The organism is Chloroflexota bacterium, from assembly GCA_016875535.1.
Classification (GTDB): Bacteria; Chloroflexota; Dehalococcoidia; order SHYB01; family SHYB01; genus VGPF01.
Window position 1 is genome coordinate 1 of the sequence record VGPF01000014.1, and the last position, 19,358, is coordinate 19,358.

The window sequence follows — 19,358 nt, forward strand, 5'->3', positions numbered from 1 at the left end:
TCTCCTCTGCCGCAAACCGTTTCCTTGGCATCGCTGCCTCCCTTTCCGTCCAGGCATTTTCCCACTTTGCGCCTGGTCTAGTTTTTGGGGGGCAGGTCACTTGAACCAATGTTCGTGAAGAATCTCGAAAACGTACAAGGGGACGAACGCGATGTCATTTTTATTTCAACGGTGTATGGCCCAGAGCAACCTGGTGCACGGGTACATCAGCGTTTCGGCCCTATCAACTCTGTTGTCGGCCATCGTCGCTTAAATGTCCTATTTACTCGCGCCAAAGAAAAGGTTGTAGTGTTCTCTTCCATGGATTCGACCGACATTCTTCCCAATGAGTCTACTGGGCGTGGGGTTGGCATTCTCAAAGACTATTTGGTTTACTCCTCCACCGGTAAGCTTGACGCCGGAACGACCTCGGGCCGAGAGCCAGATAGTGACTTTGAGATAGTTGTTGCAATGCGTCTTAGGCAGCAGGGCTTTGATGTGGTGCCTCAGGTCGGTGTGGCTGGATATTTCATAGATTTAGGGGTAAAAGATCCAAGAAACCCTGATGTTTTTCTTCTTGGAATAGAGTGTGACGGTGCTACATACCACTCAGCTAAATCCGCCCGAGACCGTGATCGACTAAGGGAAGAAGCCCTCCGGCAGAAGAAGTGGAACATATATAGGATTTGGTCAACCGACTGGTTCCGCGATCCTGACCGGGAGACCAGCAAACTGCTCGCATACATTAGGCAACTCTTGAGACCATAACTGGCCGTCGTTACAACCCAACGGACCAACTCGGGGTATGCGGCCTTTTATGAATTAGGAAGAGCCGGGCAGGATTCAACATACCTCGAAGTCCCCACCATCTAACAAATCCCCTTCCGAAAAGTAATCCTTCGGGGCCCCCTCTTGGCGAGGGCGAATCCCTTCGTTAGACTCGATGCACACTTTGGAGCAAATGTGCCCTTCCCCCGTCTCTAGTATCAGGGGGGATCAGAGTGCCGTGGGTGCTTCAGCATACTCCCTTGGAGTTATGGCGGCCAATCGGCCAGCGAAACTGACAACTCCCCGATAAGGCACTGCCCTAGACGCTTATGCCCGGCCTGACGGTAGTTCTGGAGCCACCACGTGCGGACGGCCTTGATCCCCGGCGCCAGCCTCCCATCCTTCTCCAAGTCCCGCAGCACTTCCCAGGCGTGCAACGCCGCCCCGTCCATCGCGACCAGCTTCTCCTTGACTGCCTGCTGCATGGCTTTCCTCCCCCGCGTGCGCAAGCGCGGTTTTAGGCTGTTTACCGCTTCCGGCGTCCCCGTTCCATTGAAGCGGCTGCCCCCTTGTCGCTAGAGCCTTCCCCGGCGCTTAAGGGCCATGACGATGATCCGGGGGTTTACCCGCCGCATACGAGGGTCCCCTTCGCAGGCCATATGCACCAGGGTCTCGTAGTAGTCGCCGCCCATGACTCGATAGGCCCATTCGAGCGCCTCCCTGAGCTCATGGTCATGCTGCATCCAGTCGTAGAGGGTGCTCCGTGATATACCGGCGATCTGCGCGGCAGCAGCATAGCCGTGGCCGTGAGCGAGGGCATCCAGGACCTTTCTGATGATCTCAGGGGTCTTTTTTTCACGAGGATCGGTTCTGTGGACGAGCTCCCGGCCATCCTCATTTTCAACGTGGGCCACTGCGCCTATCCCACCTTCTGGTTAGCCTGTAAAGGCCCCCCGCCGACCAAACCCGCCTCTTTAAGCCGCCACCACACTAGGCCAGGCCCTAGGCCCACGATTCGCGCCGTCGCCCTCACGCTACGAGTGCGCTCATAAGTGTCAATTATCAATTTGACGGGAGTATCGAGCCTTTTCCGACCAGTGCGGCTTTTCGATGCTCCGCACCTAGGGCAGCGGGCGCTATCGTTCAGCATTTGGTAGCCCATTTTTTCTTTTGGGCGGGGATAGAGACAGGGGTCTCCCGGAATTCATGAAGCCACCCGTCGTCTTGCTCGCGGGTACGGCCCAGGGGGGTACGGGGTACGTTGTCACTCCCGCGCAGTGCGGGCATGTAGACGCGGATGGCATCATGCGCCCCGGTGCAACCATCTGTTCCGGCGCGGCTTGTCCGAATGCCTCACTGTCGAATTCTCCAGTGGCCGCTCGCAGCTGTTGTTCTTCACCCAATGATCCGTGCGCCCTGCCTTTTTGCTTCGTGTAACAAACGCAGCGTCGAGAGGGTGGCCGCACCTTTCGTGAATAACTTCCTGAATTCGTCCGCGCTATAAACGACACAATTACGTGGAATTTCCGCCAGCGCCGAGATGTGGCTGTACACCGCCACGCGCCCATCCAGCCCTTCGACGTTGACGATAGCGAACACCAACCCTTTGGGCATGTCCGGCTGAGGGATGCGCTTATGCATTGCACAGCGGACCTCGACCGACTGGCCCACCGGGTCATATCCCGCCACGTCTTCGCTGCCGCATGCCGCGCAGTGGGTGAGTTGCCACTCGCTACGCAGCTGACCCAGCGTCGCCTTTTCGTCACCAAAACGTCCTACTTGCTCACCGCCAAAACCGACAATAGGGCTTTTGTCAGTTTTGTCAGTGGCTTTGCTAGTCGTTTTCGGTTCGTAGTTCAGCCACTTGGAAACGAACGGTTTGCTCATTGCACACCTCCAAAGTCTGGATGAAGTCTCACGACTTGCTTGGCACGCCCGCCAGTCTCGCCAGGTCGCACAACGTTTTCGCTCCGCGTCAGTTGTATCTGTACCCAACCAGACGCTTCCAGCACGTCCAGGCCAGCGCGAACGATGCTGGGCTTCGTGAGTCCAGCCCACTCCTTGCGAGTGATGTCTCTCACGGTGTCACCGTCCCGGACCATGCCCGCGCCGATCTTCTCAGCAAGCTTGTGGGCAGCATCTATGCCTGGGGCTACTTCGTCGGCGTAAATCTTCCTGGCGTGTTGCTCCAGAAACTCGCACCACGCCGCCGCCTTTTGCGCAGAAACCAACCCGACATTGCCGACAATAGGTGCTTTTCGAGCAGCCAAGTCGATAAGGTGGAACACAAGAGCCAGCGAGGGCATGAGGCTCCGATACTTCGACAGGTGCGCTTCAAGCGACGGGGTGTCTGCTAGTTCCTTGCCGCGTAGCCGATTCTCCAACTGCCGCCTCCAGTCGTCATAAACACCTTGCGCGGCATCGTCGAAGTACACGACGCCAACGCCGCGCGCATCTTTGGTGTCTGCAGGAAGCAGCTTGGATAGTCCATCAAGCCACTTGAAGATCTGATAGGCACGCTCGCGAGCTTCCTTATTCGGTGGATTCTGCGCTTCAACCCATTCGCCGATATCATCAGGCCAGACCGTTACTTGTAGGCGCTGGATCATCCCGTCATCGCCCATCGCCCCGTCCTGCGCCTCCGACACGTAGCGTTTGAGCTTCCCCGGCTGAATGCCGCCTACGAGGGAAAGCGTCATCGCCTCAATGTGGACGCTCCCCCTACCAACTCGATCTTGAACATATGGCCTGTCTCCGTCCCAGGTTTCGAGGTAAAGTTCCCTATCACCTTCGCGCCCTGGTTTTTCCAAGAGACTGAAGAAGCCCGCCAGTTCATCACGGAACTGGAGCAGTCCATTTGGATTTCCACGGAACAACTCACATAGCTTTTCGGTCGTGGCGTCCTGAACGATGTAGCGACGCTGCGGGGGTGCAGCCTGTTCAAGCTCGCCCTTCTTTTTGGCGTAGGCACTCTCCAAATCAGCCATCGACCGCTTGATGCTCGGCTTATTTGACATTTTCGGCCATCTCCTTCTTGATTTGCCCTAGCTCGGCTTCGAGGCGGACGCGCCGCGCCTCGTCATGTGCCTCACGCGCCTTGTGCTCATCTAACGCCTCTTCTACCAAGCGATAGAGCGGTTTGAGCGCCTCGTTGATGGAGGAAGTCTTCATTAGTCCAGGACGCGCCACGATGCCACCCCAGAGGTTCGGGATAACTCGATATTCCTCACGGCGCATCGGCTTTATAGCAACTTGCCGGCCGATTACAGAAGCCGTCGCGATGATCGCCGGAACCGCTACAAACTCGATGGGCAGGCAGCTTCGCTCAGTCACGTCGAGAAGCCAGTCTCGGAAGCCATCGGGAATCAACTCAGGGGGTAGCTTAGGAACGCCCTGTGGCTCCGGGAGGGGTTGCCGAGGCTCCCACTCCAAGGCAGGGAGTGACGACCGTATTTCGCCGCCGTTGGAGGATTGGCTCGAATCCGTCTCGCGCAATCTATGCGGTTTGGCTTGATTGATCACATCATGAACGGTTGTCATGCAACACCCCTCAGCACGTCGTTTAGGTCCAATCCCACCGGTGGCGTCGCGATGCGCACCTCCCGGCCCTGTTTAGTCCAAGTATCGGCGGCCTTATGCGCCGCGCTAAGGCCAGCATCATCAGCGTCGGCGGCAATAATGATCTCCCTGGCAAGAGGAAAAGGCGGTAATACCAGATTCGGCATGTTCGATGCGCATACCGTCGCCCAGGCGGGAATATTCGTGTCTTGCTGGCCGGACATCGCCGTTTCTATTCCCTCTGCAATCAGAAGTGTTTCACCGACAGTCCCAAGCCTGACAGCGCCGCCTTTGATTGGGCCAAGGGACATTTTGGGTTCAGCTACAGAAGCTTTGCCTTTGCCCCCGGAGGCCAAGTACGTCCTGTGGATCGCTTGGGGTTGAGGCTCCGGCCAAACGGTCACAGCGGCCACCATGCAGCCGTGGTAGGAGCCTTGCGGGTGGCGTAAGACCGAATATCGAAGCGATGGCGGAATTGCGCACGTCAGTCCCCGTAATCGAAGATAACTTTCAACCGATGTACCAGCCGCCGCCCGTGTCTTGCTCCATATCTCCCTCGCCCATGCAGACCGCTCACCGTCATTGACCACCCTCGGAGGGGCTAACCGGGGCGCATTCCCGCCATGAATGACGCCGCAGGTACAGCCGTCTTCGATCCGGTGGGCATACGTTGCAGCGCCAGTTTCCCGCAGCGCCCCGCGATACTCCGGACGGGTGCAATGGGCGTAACGTCCGTCGCCTGAAACGAAGCCATAGCAGCGAACGCCTCTCCCGCGTGGAGCCTCGGAAAACCCGCCACATATGGGGCAGGGGTGCCGACGTGTGAATCGTTGGGAAGAGGGGATTGCCATGTGCTTAGTCCTAGGCGTGACTCCCGCAGTCGGGTTGATCAAACACCGGCGGGCGTCTTAGCGCCTGCCCCGTACGAGGGGTCTCCGGCAAGCACGCGATCAATGGCCGCCTGGGACACCACGTACCTATGACCGAGCTTGATGACGCCTGGCAGCTTCCCTCCCCTCGCCAGTTCGTAAGCCAGTTGGCGACCTATCCCAAGCTGCTGGCCCGCATCTTCCACGCTGACGGTTCGAGCCTTTTCACTCATTCGGTGTCCTCCTGCTTTTGACCAGAACGGCTTCGTGCCGTACAATACCTCCAGGTTACGATTCATATGGGCGCATAACAATACATCAGTTCATACCGACATGAGCGCACAGCAAACCGCACAAGCCGCACAAGACATCCCCAGGCGTGTCAAAGTAACCGACGACATGGTGGCCAAGATACGCCGCCTGTATCGAGAGATGCGCGATCGGCGAAAAGGCACACCTCCGACAGCGCCCGAGCTCCTTGATGAGCTGCCCGTTAGATACGGAGCGCAGCCCTTCCCAAAGGTGCGCAAAATTCAAATGCTCATGGCGGACTGGGAGGGAAGGACTGCCCATGAATTCAAGGAAGAGTGGAAGCCTTGGACAGACCCCTACGAAACGCCGGAGCAAACCGCATACCTTCTTCTCATCGAGCCGCAATGCAGATCGATCGGAGGAACGTTCACGGTGGCGATGGCAAAGTGGGCACGCCGTTTCAGGCCCATCATCCAGGATGAACACTACGGGATGCAGGCCAATCTGGTATGGCTGGCCACGCGTTGCGAAGAGGACAAACTGCTTGGAGTTCGAGACCTCGGAGCGACCGAGACTCTGGAGGGTATACAGGCATTTATCACAATCCGTCATGCCCAAAAGTGCAACGTGTTGTGGTGGTCACTGCTCCGGCACACGCTGAAGGACACTTGGTGGGAGGTCGAGCGTTGGTATTGGGTATGGAATCGAGATACCGAACAGTTTTACTTTGGCCCGCTTCCGCGTGAGTTGAAAGAATACTTTGGGGAGCAGTACGCAGTTTACGCAATGGGTGGTGAGTTCTTTATCAGTAACTTGAAGGACTACGGGGAGCGGGATCGAGTAACCCGGTACATTGCCGAGGGCGCATATAAGGGCCCGTGCGATTTCGATTGGTCCTCGGTTCCATTCTGGATTCAGGAATACCTCTCAAGCGGACATTCCCGGCATGGCGAAGAATACTATTACCCAGGCTTCAGAGGCGGATGGGTGGCGGAGAAGCTGGATGAGGATGAGCGACAAGCCCTAGACGCATGGATGAAAGAACACAGAATCGAAACCAATTCAGGCGGTCATCGAGTGATAGGCGAGTTCCTAAAAGGCATCGGAAAAGAATCCATACTTGAACCTCCATCTGAACGCGAGCCGGAGAGAGCCATCGAACGCAATGAAGAGGAGAGGTAAACCATGATCGGACGCATACGCCGCCGCAGCAAACATAGCTGGGAGATTTGTATAGACATAGGCCGTGATGCCCAGGGTAAACGTCAACGTAAATTTGAAAACGTAAAGGGCAAGAAGGCTGACGCGGACAGACGTTTAAGAGAGCTGATCGCTTTGCGGGACGGCGGTATACCGCTTACCACAGAGAAGGCGACCGTGGCCGAGTTCTTCGAGGTTTGGTTTACTGCCCGTGAACGTAACATCAGACCGCGCACCCTTCATGGCTATCGCGGCTACGTTCGGCGGTACGTGCTTCCAAGCTTGGGCGCTATGCGATTATCGCAGTTGCAGCCCGCGCACCTCGATACCCTATATTCCGAAATGGAGCGCAAAGGCCTGTCCGGCACGACGGTCCTGCAAATGCACCGTATTCTGAGCGAGGGGCTCAAGCACGCTATGAGATGGGGGCTTGTCACCCGTAACGTTGCCCAAGCGGTCACAACGCCGAAGAAAGCTCGCCCCGAAATCAGATACCTGCTGGCCTCGCAGCTAAACCACTTGCTCTCTTCAATCAAGAATGAGTGGTTCGGACCAGCTGTGCATCTCGCCGCTTATACGGGCATGCGGCGTGGGGAATTGGTTGGCCTCCGCTGGTCTGACATCGATTTGGATCGGGGAACGATTTCGGTCCGTCGCTCAATGGTTCGCATCGGCGGTCAAGGGTTCGTAGAGACGGAGCCAAAGACGGCGAAGGGAAGAAGACTGATCTCCATTACGGACGCCGCCATACTCATGTTGAAGAAGCTCCGTGCCAACGAAGCCGAACGCCGACTCACAGCGGGTCCCGCTTGGCAAGAAAACGACCTGGTCTTCACGTCGGCGCTCGGTGCTCCCGTAGACCCAGACACGCTAAGCCACGCCTTCAGTGACGCAATCAAGGACCTGGGGCTACCCAAAGTCAGGTTGCACGACTTACGCCACTCACACGCCACGCTGATGCTGTCAGCAGGTGTCCACCCCAAAATCGTCCAAGAGCGCCTGGGCCACGCGAACATTGCAATCACACTGGACACCTACTCCCACATAATTCCGGGCCTTCAAGAGACCGCAGCCAAGACCTTTGACGGCCTAATGGCGGCAGCAAGGCGAGCGCCGGTTTCTTGAGCATGGCGGCAAAATGGCGGCAAAACCGGCCTCAAGCCTTCCCGGCCAACCGCGCATCAAAGACCATTCCACACCTGTTGGTGCCAAGGGTGGGACTCGAACCCACACGGGTTGCCCCAGCGGATTTTAAGTCCGCCGCGTCTGCCGTTCCGCCACCTTGGCGTATGCGGTGTATTGTACCGTCGAACTAGAGGACGCGGCGGACTTGGGGATTTTCTTTCTTTCGCCTGCGGCTGGCGCGTCTGCCGTTCCGCCACCTTGGCGTATGCGGTGTATTGTACCGTCGAACTAGAGGACGCGGCGGACTTGGGGATTTTCTTTTTTTCGCCTGCGGCTGGCGCGTCTGCCGTTCCGCCACCTTGGCGTATGCGGTGTATTGTACCGTCGGACTAGACGACGCAGCGGACTGAGGGATTTTCTTTCTTTCGCCTGCGGCTGGCGCGTCTGCCGTTCCGCCACCTTGGCATGCCACCTCATTATAGGTGGCGGGCGACCGGTCGGTCGCCCCTACCTAGGCCCGACTATGGGCCAGGGTTCTTTTGGCCGCCGGTGAGGCGCTCGTTGACATTATGGAGGTAGGTAAGGAGGCCGACGGGGATTCGGCTGCCGCCGGTGAGCTGAATGACTTCGCCAGTGATCCAGGCAGCCTCATCGGAGGCGAGGAAGACGCAGGCGTTGCCGACGTCTTCAGGGGTGCCTAAGCGGCGCAGGGGGACGGTCTCGATCTGCCGCTGGATGCGGCTGGGCTTGCTGAGCATGCCGCCGAGGGCGGTGAAGGTCTCCGTGACGACGACGCCGGGGGCGAGGGCGTTGACGCGGATGCCCAGATGCCCCCACTCGACAGCCATGGTGGCCGTGAGGTTTTCCACGGCGGCCTTGGCGGCGCCATACTGGCCGGTCATGGGGTTGGGCTGGGAGCCGCTGCGCGAGGTGATGTTGATGATGGAGCCGCCCTTGGTCATGCCGCGCGCGGCCGCCTGCGCGGCAAAGAAGGTCCACTTCATGTTCAGGTCCACGACGCGGTCCCACTGGTCGGGGCGCAGGTCTATGAGCGGGCCGACGTCCTTGGGGTCGGCGCTGCCGGCGTTGTTCACCCAGCAGTTGATGTAGCCGAAGCGGCGCGCCGCTTCCGCGATGATGCGCTGGATATCGTCGGGCTTGGTGACATCGGCCTGGAGGGCGAGGACCTTGCCGCCCATCTTCTTGATCTCATCGGCGACGGCGTTGAGGGGCTCGAGGGAGCGCCCGGCGACGACGACGTTCGCGCCAGCCTTGGCCATGCAGAGGCTGATCCCCTTGCCGATGCCGCGCCCGCCGCCGGTGACGACGGCTGTTTTGCCTGTAAGGGAGAACATGGGGGCAAGGATAACAAAAGGGCGCGCGATGTGACATCCGGGAGTTTTAAGAGGAGAAGAAGAGGCGGAGCAGAATTAGTTCTTGGTCTCGTTCACCACATAGGTAAAGCCGACGGCGCGGCCAGCGTGCTTGTGCATGTTGCCAGCCTCGTTCACCACCTCGCGGGCCTTGATGAGAATCATGTGAGGCTCAACGTTGATGGCCTTCTTGTGCTGGAACTTGTACTCTTTGCAGCTTACGACAACTTCAACGGGACGGGTGGCAGTGTCAGCCAGGAACCGGGTCTCCTTGGCGAAACTTGGACTACCGAAAGGTTTGGCGCCGAAACAATATACACCGAACGGTCGTAACCGGGTAGCCTGGGCTACTCTGAGGCGATCTTGGGAGGAGGCGCGACGGCCGGGCCGATCCAGAGGGTCTGGATGTTGACGAACTCACGGATGCCGACATCGGAAAGCTCTCTGCCGTAGCCGCTGCGCTTCACGCCGCCGAAGGGGAGACGCGGGTCGGAGGCGACCATGCCGTTGATGAAGACCTGGCCCGACTCGATGGAGCGGGACAGCTCTTTGGCGCGGGCGATCTCCCGCGTCCAGAGCGCGGCGCCGCGGCCGAAGACGGAGTCGTTGGCGAGGCGGACGGCTTCGGCGGCATCTTTGGCTTTGGCGATGGCGGCAACAGGGCCGAAGGTCTCTTCGCGGAAGACGGACATCCCGGGCGTGACGTTGGTGAGGATGGTCGGCTCGTAGAAGTAGCCCTTGCCCTTGGGCGGCTCGCCGCCGAGGAGGAGCTTCGCGCCGACATCGAGGGCACGCTTCACCTGGCTGTGGAGCTCATCGCGCAGGTCGCCCCTCGCCAGGGGGCCGATGTTGACGCTTCGATCCATCGGGTCACCGACTTTGAGGTCGCGGACGGCCTTCACGAAGAGCCGCTCGAAATCGGCGGCGACGGCCTCTTCGACGATGAAGCGCTTGGCGGCGATGCAGCTCTGCCCGGCGTTCTGGTTGCGCGCCCTGGCGCCGACGGCGGCGGCCTGCTCGAGATCGGCATCGCGCAGGACGATGAAGGGGTCGGAGCCGCCAAGCTCCATGACGGTCTTCTTGAGGCTCTTGCCGCTGAGCTCGGCGACGCGCGAGCCGGTGCTATCGGCCCGGGTGATGGTGACGGCGTGAATGCGGCTATCGCCAATCAAGGGCTCGATGGCGGCGCCGGGGACGAGGAGGGTCCGGAAGAGGCCGGACGGAAAACCTGCGGCGCGGAAGGCTTCCTCGATGGCGAGGGCGCACTGGGAGACGTTGGAGGCGTGCTTCAAGATGACGGCGTTGCCGGCCATCATGGCGGGACAGGCGGCGCGGAAGGCCTGCCAGAAGGGGAAGTTCCAGGGCATGATGGCCAGGAGCGTCCCCAGGGGCTCGTACTGGACGTAGCTCTCCGTGGCGGTGGAGGCGATGTGGCGCGGCTTGAGGAAGGCTTCGGCGTTTTCAGCATAGTAGTCGCAGTTCCAGGCGCACTTCTCCACTTCGGCATCGGCCTCGCCGATGGTCTTGCCCATCTCCGCCGTTGCCATAGCGGCAAGTCGCGTCTTATTGGCGCGGAGGTAGGCCCCGGCGGCGCGCATGGGCCTGGCCCGCTCGGCGAATGCGGTCTTGCGCCAAGAGGCGAAGACTTTCACCGCCCCGTCCAGGGCGGCTTCGATCTGCTGGGGCGTGTGGGGCGGGAAGGTGGCGATGACCTGCTCGGTGGCGGGATTAATGGACTGGATGGGCATGGGAGTCTCCCCTGTAAAGGTGCCGCTATGCTAGCGCGGAGGCGGGGAAAGAAAAAGCCCAGCACAAAGCTGGGCCTTTTCAGAAGGGCGCGAGGTGGAGGCGCCGAGCGGATTTGAACCGCTGCATAGGAGTTTTGCAGACTCCCGCCTTAACCGCTTGGCTACGGCGCCACTCCGGTTAGGATACCAGAGCCACTTCTGGCTTGGCAATGAAGAAAAAGAGGGGAATTTCTCCACAGATGACGCAGATGAACACCGATTTTAATGGAGTGAGGCGATCAAGAGAACGGGATGCGGAGCAGTCGCGGCAACAGGTGTGGGACGGGGGATTGTTGACCGGAATCGGGGGGCATCGGTATACTGAAAGGGTGGTAGTTGACCGAAATGGTCTACTTTAGCGCAGGCTAGCGGCTTTCCCCCTAGGTTGGAGTGAGCGATGCAAGCGACAGAGACAACCCATGAAGCGCCCAGCGTCTCCATCAGCGAGAGGGCGGCGGCGCAGCTGAAGAAGATCGCCCAAGCCGAGAGGCTGGAGGCGACGGGCGTGCGCGTGGCGGTGCAGGGCGGCGGGTGTTCCGGCCTCACCTACAAGCTGGCGATGGAGACGAAGGAGCGCGAGGGCGACAAGGTGTACGAGCAGCACGGCGTGAAGGTCTTTGTGGACAAGAAGAGCGTCATCTATCTGGTCGGCACGATGCTGGACTTTTCGGACGGTCTGAACGGCAAGGGCTTCACCTTCAGCAACCCGAACGCCAAGAAGACCTGCGGCTGCGGCACCTCCTTCGCGGCGTAGCACGACGATATCTGCGATATGCGAAGGGGCGCTATGAGCGCCCCTTCTTTTTTGGAAGGCACGATGCCGTTAGACCCTGAAACCGAGCGCGGATATTGGGTGGCCCGCAAGGGCGTGGCCGTCATGGACCTATCGCAGATAGGCAGGCTGAAGATGACGGGGGCTGACGCGCTGGACCTGCTGCACCGGCTCTGCACCCAAGACGTCAAGGGCTTGAAGGTAGGCGAGGGGGCCGGAGCCATCATCACGAACGAGAAGGGCCGCGTGCTGGACGTGATCAACGTCTACGTCTTCCCCGACCATCTCTTCCTGTACACCGGAGCAGGGAACCAGGCAAAGACGGCGGCGTGGCTGGAGAAGTACACGATCACGGAGGACGTCCAGACGACGGACGTGACCGGCGAAACGGCCCTCGTCTCCTTTTCCGGGGTGAAGGCGCGGCAACTAGCGGTGGCGATCGCGGGGCCGGAGCTGGAGCACCTTGGGCGCTACCAGCACCGCCCTGCGGACATCGGCGGGCCGGAGGCCTTCATCACGGTGGGCGGACCCTTCGGCGGCGGGACGAGCTTCAGCGTGGTGCTGCGGCAGCGCAAGTATGTCTCGAAGGCGCTGGACTATCTGCTGACCAAGGGCGAAAGCCTTGGGGCCGACCTTGTGGGGCCGCGCGTCCACTACGTCCTCCGCATCGAGGCGGGGGCGACGATGTTCGGGAGGGAGATTGACGAGCGGTTCAACCCGCTGGAAGCCGGGATGGGCCACCACGTGAGCTTCACAAAGGGATGCTATATCGGGCAAGAGGTCATCGCGCGGCTGGACGCCTACCACAAGGTGCAGAAGCACTTAGTAGGCCTGTTCTTGGACGACGAGCGGCCCGCGCACCGCGAGGACAAGCTCACGCGCAACGGGAGCGGGGTCGGCTTCATCACGTCAACCACGTACTCGCCCACCCTCAAGAAGAACATCGCGCTGGGCTACGTGCGCACAGCCGATGCTGCGCCGGGGACGAAGCTCATCGCGAAGACAGAGGCGGGGGAGCGCCCCGTCGAGATCACGCCGCTGCCGTTCCTGCTGTAGCGCTACCGGTTCTTGAACTGGGGCTTGCGCTTTTCGGCGAAGGCTCGCGGGCCTTCCTTGGAATCCTCCATCGTCATCAGGGGGCGCTGGATGTGCGTTCCCAAGGCGCGCGCCTGGGCGATGGGCATGCCGTGGCAGCGGTAGTACATCTCGATGAAGGAGCGCGTGCAGGCGGGGGCGCAGCGCTCGGCGATGGAGACAGCGATCTCCAGCGCCTTCTCCAGGGCCTTGCCCTTGGGGGCGACCCAGTTCACAAAGCCCATCTCGTAGGCGCGCCGGGCCGTGATGCGCTGGGGGACGACGCTGACTTCGATGGCGTGGCGGATGCCGATGCGGCTGGTGAGGTCGGCGGCCCAGGGGCCGGGAAGGTTCCAGAGGGCCTCCGTGATGCCGAACTCGGCCGTCTCATCGGCGACGACCATATCGCAGTCTTGGGCCATCCACCAGCCGCCGGCGAGGGCATAGCCGTTCACCGCCGCGATGGTGGGCTTGTAGATCTCCAAGCCGCGCGGCGTTGAAGGAGGGACGACACTGCCGCGCCCGCGGGACTTGGGCTTGGCGCCGGAGGCGTTGGCCTCCGCCATATCCTTGAGGTCGGCGCCTGCGCTGAAGGCCTTATCGCCCGCGCCGGTGAGGACGCCGACCCAGGCCTCCTCATCATCGGCGAAGCGGGTCCAGGCCTTGTTGAGCTCATCGAGCATGCCGACGCTGAGGGCGTTCAGGCGGTGCGGGCGGTTCATCGTGATGACGACGACGTGCCCGCGCTGTTCATAGAGGACGTCACCTTCTGCCATGGGAAGCCTCCTAGAGAATCTGGGCGCATGATAGCAAGCTAGGCAATCCGAATGGGAGGGCAGGCGCTACCGATAGCGGGTCGTTTACTGTGCTATCCTGTGCGCGCCATGATTACCGGGTACAACCATACGAGCATCACCGTGGGCGACATGGAGAAGATGCTCCACTTCTACCGGGACATCGTCGGCATGGAGCTGGTAGCCATGCTGGATAACCGCCACGAAGGCTCGGGTGCGCAAGGCTCGGGCTTCGAAGGCATGCACATGAAGGTCGCCAAGCTCAGGCTGGGCGGGCGCTTCATCCTAGAGCTCATCGAGTACGTGAACAAGAAGGGCGAAAAACTGGATACGCGCCCCACCAACATCGGCTCATTCCACATTGCCTTCACCTGCGTGGACATCATGGAGACCTACCGGCAGATGGTGGCCCAGGGCGTGAAGTTCCGCCAGGCGCCCCACGTGTGGGCCGGCGGCAAAGAGGGCGCCGTCTACGGCTTCGATCCCGATGGCAACCGCTTCGAGCTGACCACGGAGACGAAGTACTTCGCCTAGCGTGCGCCTTAGGCCCCGGCCGGCAGCGATGAGCCGTGGTGGTGCACCATCAGCCAGCGGCCGTCGCGCCGGGTGAAGACGTTGGTGGCCTGCACCTTCGCCTCGGCTACCTTGCCGTCCATGAGGGTGTTGATATTCTCGGTGCACATCACCCATGCCGCATCGCCTTCGATACGCACCACGGCGCCGGTGATGGTGAACTGCATCATGGAGATGTTTTCGAAGATGCGCTTCCAGCTCTCCATGACCTTCTCGAAGCCGGTGAGCAGGGGCCAGCCCGGATGGACGCAGGCGATTTCTTCGCTCTGGGCCCAGGCGGCGCGCATGCGATGGACGTCGAGGGACTCGAAGGCGCGGTAAAAGGCGCTGTTCGCCTGTTTGACGGCCTCGATATCGTCAAGAGACGGCATGGCTAATCCTACAGGAGATTGCCGGACATTATAACGGAGCAGAGGCCTTCGTTACTGGGGCGTCGCGGCCAGCGCCTGCCTGAGCTCTGCGCTGTTCATCTCGCGAACCATCCGCGCCTTGATGAGCCATCGGCCGTCTCTTTTGCGAAGGGCCCATCGGACTGCGCCGTAACTGGTGACGACAGCCTTTCCCCCATCCAGCCCAAGGGCAAAGGCGTAGCTGCTGGCGGTGGCCTCATTCCCGCTCAGGTGAACGACGACATTCGCGCTCTGAAAGTGCATGCGATTGTTCGGCTGATCGCGCCTCTGTTCGGCTGCGCCCTGCCGCCAGGCTGTCATCTCCTGCTTCCCGGCCCAGCGCAAGAGCCTGCCCTGGAAGTCGATCTCCTCAACGCCGTCATCCGTCCACAGGTTCAGCCATTCGCTCACGCGCCCGGCATCCGTGTGGATGGCATACCGCGAGATGAGGGTGCGGATGGCCCGCTCGTCCTGCAGTTCGGCGAGGGCCGCTTCGAGCTTGGCGATTTTGGCTTCAAGGCTGTTGCTCACACGGGCTCCTTCATCGAGCGTTGTCACGAGTATACCGATAGAAAACAAGAAGCCCCCGCGCTAAGCGCGGGGGCTTCTTCAGCGTCATGGGACGATACGCCTAGGCGTCCGCGTACAGGAAGAATTCGTAGGGGTGCGGGCGCAGGCGCATGGGGTCAATTTCCTTCTTGCGCTTGTAGTCAATGTAGGTCTCGATGAGGTCCTTGGTGAAGACGCCGCCGCGTGTGAGGAAGTCGTTGTCCTGCTCCAGGGCGCCGATGGCCTGCTCCAGGGAGCCGGGAACGGTGCGGATCTTCTTGAGCTCTTCAGGCGGCAGCTCGTAGATATCGGCGTCCAGGGACTTGCCCGGGTCAATCTTGTTGGTGATGCCGTCTATGCCGGCCATGAGCATGGCGGAGAAGGCCAGATAGGGGTTGCAGGTGGCATCGGGCGGGCGGAACTCGATGCGCTTGGCCTTTTCATCGTTGGCGTAGACGGGGATGCGGACGCAGGCGGAACGGTTGCGGGCGGAGTAAGCCAGGTTCACCGGCGCTTCAAAGCCAGGGACCAGGCGGCGGTAGGAGTTGGTGCCGGGCGCGCCGAAGGCCAGGATGGCGTGGGCGTGCTTCAGCAGGCCGCCGATGTAGTACTTGCAGGTCTGGCTGATGCCTGCGTAATCGCTCTTGGGGTCAAAAAAGAGGTTCTTCTTTGCCTTCCAGAGGGACTGGTGGGTGTGCATGCCGGTGCCGTTATCGCCGAAGAGGGGCTTGGGCATGAAGGTCAGGACCTTGCCGTGCTTGCGGGCGACGTTGCGGGCGACGTACTTGATGAGGCCCACGGTGTCCGCCTGGGTGACGAGGGTGTTGTAGCGCACATCGAACTCACCCTGGCCGCCGGTGGCGACTTCGTGGTGGTGGACTTCCATGCGGATGCCCAGGTCCACCAGCGTCTGCAGGACTTCCGAGCGGAAGTCCTGGTAGGTGTCCGTGGGGGCCGTGGGGAAGTAGCCTTCCTTGTTGCGGATGCGGTAGGCAAGGTTGGGGCTGCCGTCCACGGCGCGCTCAAGGCCGGTATTCCAGACGCCCTCATTGGATTCCAGGTAGTAGTAACCGCTGTTCTGGTTCTGGGCGAAGCGCATGCTATCGAAAACGAAGAACTCGAGCTCAGGGCCCCAGTAGCTGATTTCGGCGATGCCGGTCTTGGCGAGGTAGGCCTCGGCCTTCTTGGCGATGTAGCGGGCATCGCGGTCATAGGGCTTGCGGTTCACCGGGTCGGCGATATCGCAGTTGATGACCAAGGTGGGATGCTGATAGAAGGGATCAATGTAGGCGGTGTGCGGATCGGGCATCAAGAGCATGTCGCTCTCGTGGATGCTCTTGAAGCCGCGGATGCTGGAGCCATCGAAGCCCTTGCCGCCCTCGAAGGTCTTCAGGTCGAACTCTTCGATGGTGGAGGTGATGTGCTGGAGTGTGCCGAGGAGGTCAGTGAAGCGATAGTCCACAAAGCGAACGCCGTTCGCCTTGCACAGTGCGAGGACCTCGGCGGGTGTCCTCTTTTCGATGCCTTTCCCCATAGATGCTCCTTTAGCGGGCGATTTCTCGCCGGTACATTGTTCGTGCAACAGGATACGCACTCCTGGCGACGCGCACTAGGGCCGTATTATGCCTCAGATTCACCCTGGGTACTGAATCGTCATGTAACAACAGTGTTACGAGCTTCACAAACCAGGTGCTGAACCCGGTTCAGGTCTATCGTTGAAGCGATAGCCGACGTTGCGGACGGTGTCAATGAAGACGTAAGGGCCGTGCTCGATCTTGCTGCGGAGGCGGCGGATGTGGACGTCCACGGTGCGCGTGCCGCCATAGTAGTCGTAGCCCCAGACTCGGTTGAGGAGCGTTTCCCGGGTAAAGACCTTGCCGGGATTGGTGGCAAAGAATTTGAGGAGCTCGTACTCCTTGAAGGTGAGCTCCATCCGCTTGCCGCCCTGAAGTACTTCGTAGCGCGAGAGGTCAATGACAAGGTCGCCCACACGGATGACGGCGTCCGCGCCGACGCCCTCAGGGGCATGCTTGCGGAGAAGGGCGCGGATGCGGAAGGCGACCTCCGGCAGGCGAAAGGGCGAGACGGCGAAATCATCAAAGGGGCCGACCTGCTCGAAGGCAGGCAGGCTGCCGGCGGAGAAGAGGGCGAGGATGGGAAGCCTTTCGCCATCGGCGCAGGCGGCCAGGAACTGGGCGAGCTCCGGGTTGGAGGGGGCGACATCGTTTAGGTCGAGGATGGCGAGGGTGGGGCGGTCGCCGTCAAGCATTTCCAATGCGGCGGCGAGGTCGCCCGCGGAGACGGTCTGGGCGTCAGCCTGGGTTGACGCGGCAAGGGCGGCCTGAGCGCCAGGGGTTTCGCCGCCGATGATGAGGATGCGAGCCATAGGAAAAAGGACACCGCCACAGGGGGATGAAGGGACGCCCTATGATAGCAAAATCAGGGGCTGAACGGGAGCGACGAGCCGCAGCAGCAATCGAGCGGCCCTTTGCCTACCACCAGAGCTTGCCCTTCACCTGCTTTTCGATCTCTTCATAGCTCTTGGTCCAGAGGTGGGTGCTCAGGTACTTCCAGCCGCCATCGGCAAAGAGGCAAACGACGTTGCCCTTTTCCAGGCGGGCGGCGACCTTGAGCGCGCCGACGAGGACGGCGCCGGAGGAGATACCGGCGAAGACGCCTTCCTTCTCCGTGAGCTCGCGGGTGGCTTTGAAAGCCTCCGCGCTGCGGACGATGATGCGGCCGTTGAGGACAGACATATCGAGGACGGGCGGGATGAAGCCGTCCTCTAGGCTTCGGAGTCCCTGGATAAGCTCATCGGGATGGGGCGCGATGGCGACGACTTGCGTCTTGGGGTTCTTCTCTTTGAGGTAGCGCCCGATGCCGGTGAGGGTGCCGCCGGTGCCGAGGCCCGCAGCAAAGACGTCCACCTGGGGGAGATCGCGGATGATCTCCGGACCGGTAGTCTCATAGTGGGCCCGGGGGTTGGCCTCATTGCCGTACTGGTAGGGCATGAAGTAGCGCTTGTCCTTTGCCGCCATCTCCTGCGCAACGACGATGGAGCCGTTGGTGCCGGACTTGCCGTCCGAAAGGACGATCTCCGCGCCGTAGGCGCGCAGGAGCTCGCGCCGCTCCACGCTGACGTTCTCCGGCATCACCACTTTCACCTGGTAGCCGCGGGTCCGGCCGATCATGGCCAGGGAGATGCCGGTGTTGCCGCTGGTGGGCTCCAGGATAATGTGCTTCTTGGTGAGGGCGCCGGACTTTTCGGCGGCGTCCAGCATGTACTTGGCGATGCGGTCTTTCACGCTGCCGGTGGGGTTCTGCCCCTCCAGCTTGGCGAAGATGCGCACGCCCTTTTTGGGGCTGGAGTTGCGCAGCTCCACCAGGGGCGTTTTGCCGATGGCCTCGACGAGGTTGGCGTAGAGCATACGGGGTGTTGTGCGAAGCCCGGGGTTAGGCGCCGCCGCAAAAGACCTCGTAGTCTATGAGCTCTTTCACCGTCGGGTGGTTGCCGCAGAGGGGGCACTTGGGATCGCGGCGCAGCTTGACCTCGCGGAACTCCATCTCCAGCGCATCGAAGATCATCAGGCGGTTCACCAGAGGCCGGCCGAGGCCGAGGATAAGCTTGATCGTTTCGACGGCCATGATGGAGCCGACGATGCCGGGGAGGACGCCGAAGACGCCCGCCTCGGCGCAGCTGGGCACCATGCCGGGAGGCGGCGGGGCCGGGTACAAGCAACGGTAGCAACCCTTGCCGGGCTCGAAGACGCTGACCTGGCCATCAAAGAGGAAGATGGAGCCGTGGACGAGGGGCTTCTTGAGGAAATAGGCGGCATCGTTGCTCAGGTAGCGGGTGGCGAAGTTGTCTGTGCCGTCCACGATGATGTCGTACTGGCTGAAGACCTCCATCGCATTCTCTGAGTCCATCCGCTTGGCGATCTGAATGACTTTCACATCAGGGTTGATATCGTTCAAGGTCTCGGCTGCAGAAACGACTTTGGGACGGCCGACATCGTTGGTGTCATGGAGGATCTGGCGCTGGAGGTTGCTGAAGTCCACCACGTCAAAGTCCACGATGCCCAGGGTGCCGACGCCTGCGGCGGCGAGATAGAGGGCCGTGGGAGAGCCAAGGCCGCCCGCGCCGAGGAGCAAGACCTTGGCATCAAGGAGCTTGCGCTGGCCGTTGCCGCCCACCTGAGGCATGATGATGTGGCGCGAATAGCGCTTCAGCTGTTGCGGCGTGAATGTTTTGGTCATCGTCATGGCGAACGTCCTTCCTGCGGAAAGAGGCGGGAC

Annotated in this window: 22 protein-coding genes and 2 tRNA genes; 6 read left to right on the plus strand and 18 right to left on the minus strand. The window is 60.9% G+C overall.

Annotated elements, in window-relative coordinates:
• The first annotated feature begins 84 nt into the window (after nt 1–84).
• Nucleotides 85–747 (plus strand): hypothetical protein, encoded by a 663-nt coding sequence (locus tag FJ039_05675; protein ID MBM4405658.1) that lies wholly within the window; start codon nt 85–87, stop codon nt 745–747.
• Nucleotides 748–1,013: 266 nt separating this feature from the next.
• On the opposite strand, the gene FJ039_05680 is transcribed toward FJ039_05675, so the two are convergent.
• The 7 genes from FJ039_05680 to FJ039_05710 form a co-directional block, all read right to left on the minus strand.
• Entirely contained in the window at nt 1,014–1,232 is a 219-nt protein-coding gene (locus FJ039_05680; GenBank protein ID MBM4405659.1) for a hypothetical protein, read from the minus strand.
• A 90-nt stretch (nt 1,233–1,322) separates the two neighbouring features.
• Nucleotides 1,323–1,670, minus strand: a complete 348-nt coding sequence (locus FJ039_05685) for a helix-turn-helix domain-containing protein (protein MBM4405660.1) — start codon at nt 1,668–1,670, stop codon at nt 1,323–1,325.
• A 472-nt stretch (nt 1,671–2,142) separates the two neighbouring features.
• Nucleotides 2,143–2,634: a hypothetical protein gene (locus tag FJ039_05690; GenBank protein ID MBM4405661.1), complete on the minus strand. Its 492-nt coding sequence runs from the start codon at nt 2,632–2,634 to the stop codon at nt 2,143–2,145.
• The gene (locus tag FJ039_05695) at nt 2,631–3,764 is read right to left on the minus strand and encodes a DUF3987 domain-containing protein (protein ID MBM4405662.1); all 1,134 of its coding nucleotides are present in this window, start codon (nt 3,762–3,764) and stop codon (nt 2,631–2,633) included. Before FJ039_05695 ends, FJ039_05690 begins: the two co-directional genes overlap by 4 nt.
• A complete protein-coding gene (locus tag FJ039_05700) occupies nt 3,754–4,287 on the minus strand; it encodes a DUF3987 domain-containing protein (protein MBM4405663.1) in 534 nt (177 codons plus the stop codon). The genes FJ039_05695 and FJ039_05700 overlap by 11 nt, the downstream gene beginning before the upstream one ends.
• Nucleotides 4,284–5,156: a toprim domain-containing protein gene (locus FJ039_05705; protein ID MBM4405664.1), complete on the minus strand. Its 873-nt coding sequence runs from the start codon at nt 5,154–5,156 to the stop codon at nt 4,284–4,286. Before FJ039_05705 ends, FJ039_05700 begins: the two co-directional genes overlap by 4 nt.
• A gap of 38 nt (nt 5,157–5,194) precedes the next feature.
• Nucleotides 5,195–5,407, minus strand: a complete 213-nt coding sequence (locus FJ039_05710) for a helix-turn-helix domain-containing protein (protein MBM4405665.1) — start codon at nt 5,405–5,407, stop codon at nt 5,195–5,197.
• 100 nt (nt 5,408–5,507) lie between these two features.
• Here FJ039_05710 and FJ039_05715 point away from each other — a divergent pair, with 100 nt between their 5' ends.
• Both FJ039_05715 and FJ039_05720 read left to right on the plus strand, forming a co-directional pair.
• Complete coding sequence (locus tag FJ039_05715; protein MBM4405666.1) at nt 5,508–6,608, plus strand: hypothetical protein; 1,101 nt, start codon at nt 5,508–5,510, stop codon at nt 6,606–6,608.
• Nucleotides 6,609–6,611: 3 nt separating this feature from the next.
• Nucleotides 6,612–7,751, plus strand: coding sequence for a site-specific integrase (locus tag FJ039_05720; protein MBM4405667.1), 1,140 nt, complete (start codon nt 6,612–6,614; stop codon nt 7,749–7,751).
• Between the two features lie 78 nt (nt 7,752–7,829).
• Here the strand turns inward: FJ039_05720 and FJ039_05725 are convergent.
• The 4 genes from FJ039_05725 to FJ039_05740 all read right to left on the minus strand — a co-directional run bounded on the left by FJ039_05725 (nt 7,830) and on the right by FJ039_05740 (nt 11,043).
• Nucleotides 7,830–7,913: transfer RNA gene (locus tag FJ039_05725), tRNA-Leu, on the minus strand.
• A 359-nt stretch (nt 7,914–8,272) separates the two neighbouring features.
• Nucleotides 8,273–9,106 (minus strand): SDR family oxidoreductase, encoded by an 834-nt coding sequence (locus FJ039_05730; protein ID MBM4405668.1) that lies wholly within the window; start codon nt 9,104–9,106, stop codon nt 8,273–8,275.
• 365 nt (nt 9,107–9,471) lie between these two features.
• Complete coding sequence (locus tag FJ039_05735; protein MBM4405669.1) at nt 9,472–10,872, minus strand: NAD-dependent succinate-semialdehyde dehydrogenase; 1,401 nt, start codon at nt 10,870–10,872, stop codon at nt 9,472–9,474.
• Between the two features lie 95 nt (nt 10,873–10,967).
• A tRNA-Cys gene (locus tag FJ039_05740) sits at nt 10,968–11,043 on the minus strand.
• Between the two features lie 265 nt (nt 11,044–11,308).
• On the opposite strand from FJ039_05740, the gene FJ039_05745 reads away from it, so the two are divergent.
• Both FJ039_05745 and FJ039_05750 read left to right on the plus strand, forming a co-directional pair.
• Nucleotides 11,309–11,665, plus strand: coding sequence for an iron-sulfur cluster assembly accessory protein (locus tag FJ039_05745; GenBank protein ID MBM4405670.1), 357 nt, complete (start codon nt 11,309–11,311; stop codon nt 11,663–11,665).
• A gap of 18 nt (nt 11,666–11,683) precedes the next feature.
• Nucleotides 11,684–12,739, plus strand: coding sequence for an aminomethyl transferase family protein (locus tag FJ039_05750; GenBank protein MBM4405671.1), 1,056 nt, complete (start codon nt 11,684–11,686; stop codon nt 12,737–12,739).
• Between the two features lie 2 nt (nt 12,740–12,741).
• Here the strand turns inward: FJ039_05750 and FJ039_05755 are convergent, their stop codons facing one another.
• Nucleotides 12,742–13,533 carry an enoyl-CoA hydratase gene (locus tag FJ039_05755; GenBank protein MBM4405672.1) on the minus strand — a complete coding sequence of 264 codons (792 nt, stop codon included), beginning with the start codon at nt 13,531–13,533 and terminating at the stop codon, nt 12,742–12,744.
• A 51-nt stretch (nt 13,534–13,584) separates the two neighbouring features.
• On the opposite strand from FJ039_05755, the gene FJ039_05760 reads away from it, so the two are divergent.
• Nucleotides 13,585–14,085, plus strand: coding sequence for a VOC family protein (locus tag FJ039_05760; protein MBM4405673.1), 501 nt, complete (start codon nt 13,585–13,587; stop codon nt 14,083–14,085).
• 8 nt (nt 14,086–14,093) lie between these two features.
• Here the strand turns inward: FJ039_05760 and FJ039_05765 are convergent, their stop codons facing one another.
• The 6 genes from FJ039_05765 to moeB form a co-directional block, all read right to left on the minus strand.
• Entirely contained in the window at nt 14,094–14,495 is a 402-nt protein-coding gene (locus FJ039_05765; GenBank protein MBM4405674.1) for a nuclear transport factor 2 family protein, read from the minus strand.
• 51 nt (nt 14,496–14,546) lie between these two features.
• Nucleotides 14,547–15,092 carry a nuclear transport factor 2 family protein gene (locus tag FJ039_05770; GenBank protein MBM4405675.1) on the minus strand — a complete coding sequence of 182 codons (546 nt, stop codon included), beginning with the start codon at nt 15,090–15,092 and terminating at the stop codon, nt 14,547–14,549.
• 52 nt (nt 15,093–15,144) lie between these two features.
• Nucleotides 15,145–16,596, minus strand: coding sequence for a type I glutamate--ammonia ligase (gene glnA, locus FJ039_05775; GenBank protein ID MBM4405676.1), 1,452 nt, complete (start codon nt 16,594–16,596; stop codon nt 15,145–15,147).
• 144 nt (nt 16,597–16,740) lie between these two features.
• Nucleotides 16,741–17,331, minus strand: coding sequence for a response regulator transcription factor (locus FJ039_05780; protein MBM4405677.1), 591 nt, complete (start codon nt 17,329–17,331; stop codon nt 16,741–16,743).
• 223 nt (nt 17,332–17,554) lie between these two features.
• Complete coding sequence (locus tag FJ039_05785) at nt 17,555–18,490, minus strand: cysteine synthase family protein (GenBank protein MBM4405678.1); 936 nt, start codon at nt 18,488–18,490, stop codon at nt 17,555–17,557.
• A 25-nt stretch (nt 18,491–18,515) separates the two neighbouring features.
• Nucleotides 18,516–19,319 (minus strand): molybdopterin-synthase adenylyltransferase MoeB, encoded by an 804-nt coding sequence (gene moeB / locus FJ039_05790; protein ID MBM4405679.1) that lies wholly within the window; start codon nt 19,317–19,319, stop codon nt 18,516–18,518.
• Nucleotides 19,320–19,358: the final 39 nt, after the last annotated feature.

Coding starts and splice junctions, on each gene's coding strand:
- FJ039_05720 (MBM4405667.1), top strand. CDS start 6,612: ATGATCGGACGCATACGCCGCCGCAGCAAACATAGCTGGGAGATTTGT.
- FJ039_05785 (MBM4405678.1), bottom strand. CDS start 18,490: ATGCTCTACGCCAACCTCGTCGAGGCCATCGGCAAAACGCCCCTGGTG.
- FJ039_05705 (MBM4405664.1), bottom strand. CDS start 5,156: ATGGCAATCCCCTCTTCCCAACGATTCACACGTCGGCACCCCTGCCCC.
- FJ039_05710 (MBM4405665.1), bottom strand. CDS start 5,407: ATGAGTGAAAAGGCTCGAACCGTCAGCGTGGAAGATGCGGGCCAGCAG.
- FJ039_05755 (MBM4405672.1), bottom strand. CDS start 13,533: ATGGCAGAAGGTGACGTCCTCTATGAACAGCGCGGGCACGTCGTCGTC.
- FJ039_05680 (MBM4405659.1), bottom strand. CDS start 1,232: ATGCAGCAGGCAGTCAAGGAGAAGCTGGTCGCGATGGACGGGGCGGCG.
- FJ039_05730 (MBM4405668.1), bottom strand. CDS start 9,106: ATGTTCTCCCTTACAGGCAAAACAGCCGTCGTCACCGGCGGCGGGCGC.
- FJ039_05765 (MBM4405674.1), bottom strand. CDS start 14,495: ATGCCGTCTCTTGACGATATCGAGGCCGTCAAACAGGCGAACAGCGCC.
- FJ039_05700 (MBM4405663.1), bottom strand. CDS start 4,287: ATGACAACCGTTCATGATGTGATCAATCAAGCCAAACCGCATAGATTG.
- FJ039_05780 (MBM4405677.1), bottom strand. CDS start 17,331: ATGCTTGACGGCGACCGCCCCACCCTCGCCATCCTCGACCTAAACGAT.
- FJ039_05760 (MBM4405673.1), top strand. CDS start 13,585: ATGGGAGGGCAGGCGCTACCGATAGCGGGTCGTTTACTGTGCTATCCT.
- FJ039_05745 (MBM4405670.1), top strand. CDS start 11,309: ATGCAAGCGACAGAGACAACCCATGAAGCGCCCAGCGTCTCCATCAGC.
- FJ039_05690 (MBM4405661.1), bottom strand. CDS start 2,634: ATGAGCAAACCGTTCGTTTCCAAGTGGCTGAACTACGAACCGAAAACG.
- moeB (MBM4405679.1), bottom strand. CDS start 19,319: ATGACCAAAACATTCACGCCGCAACAGCTGAAGCGCTATTCGCGCCAC.
- glnA (MBM4405676.1), bottom strand. CDS start 16,596: ATGGGGAAAGGCATCGAAAAGAGGACACCCGCCGAGGTCCTCGCACTG.
- FJ039_05695 (MBM4405662.1), bottom strand. CDS start 3,764: ATGTCAAATAAGCCGAGCATCAAGCGGTCGATGGCTGATTTGGAGAGT.
- FJ039_05750 (MBM4405671.1), top strand. CDS start 11,684: ATGCGAAGGGGCGCTATGAGCGCCCCTTCTTTTTTGGAAGGCACGATG.
- FJ039_05735 (MBM4405669.1), bottom strand. CDS start 10,872: ATGCCCATCCAGTCCATTAATCCCGCCACCGAGCAGGTCATCGCCACC.
- FJ039_05715 (MBM4405666.1), top strand. CDS start 5,508: ATGAGCGCACAGCAAACCGCACAAGCCGCACAAGACATCCCCAGGCGT.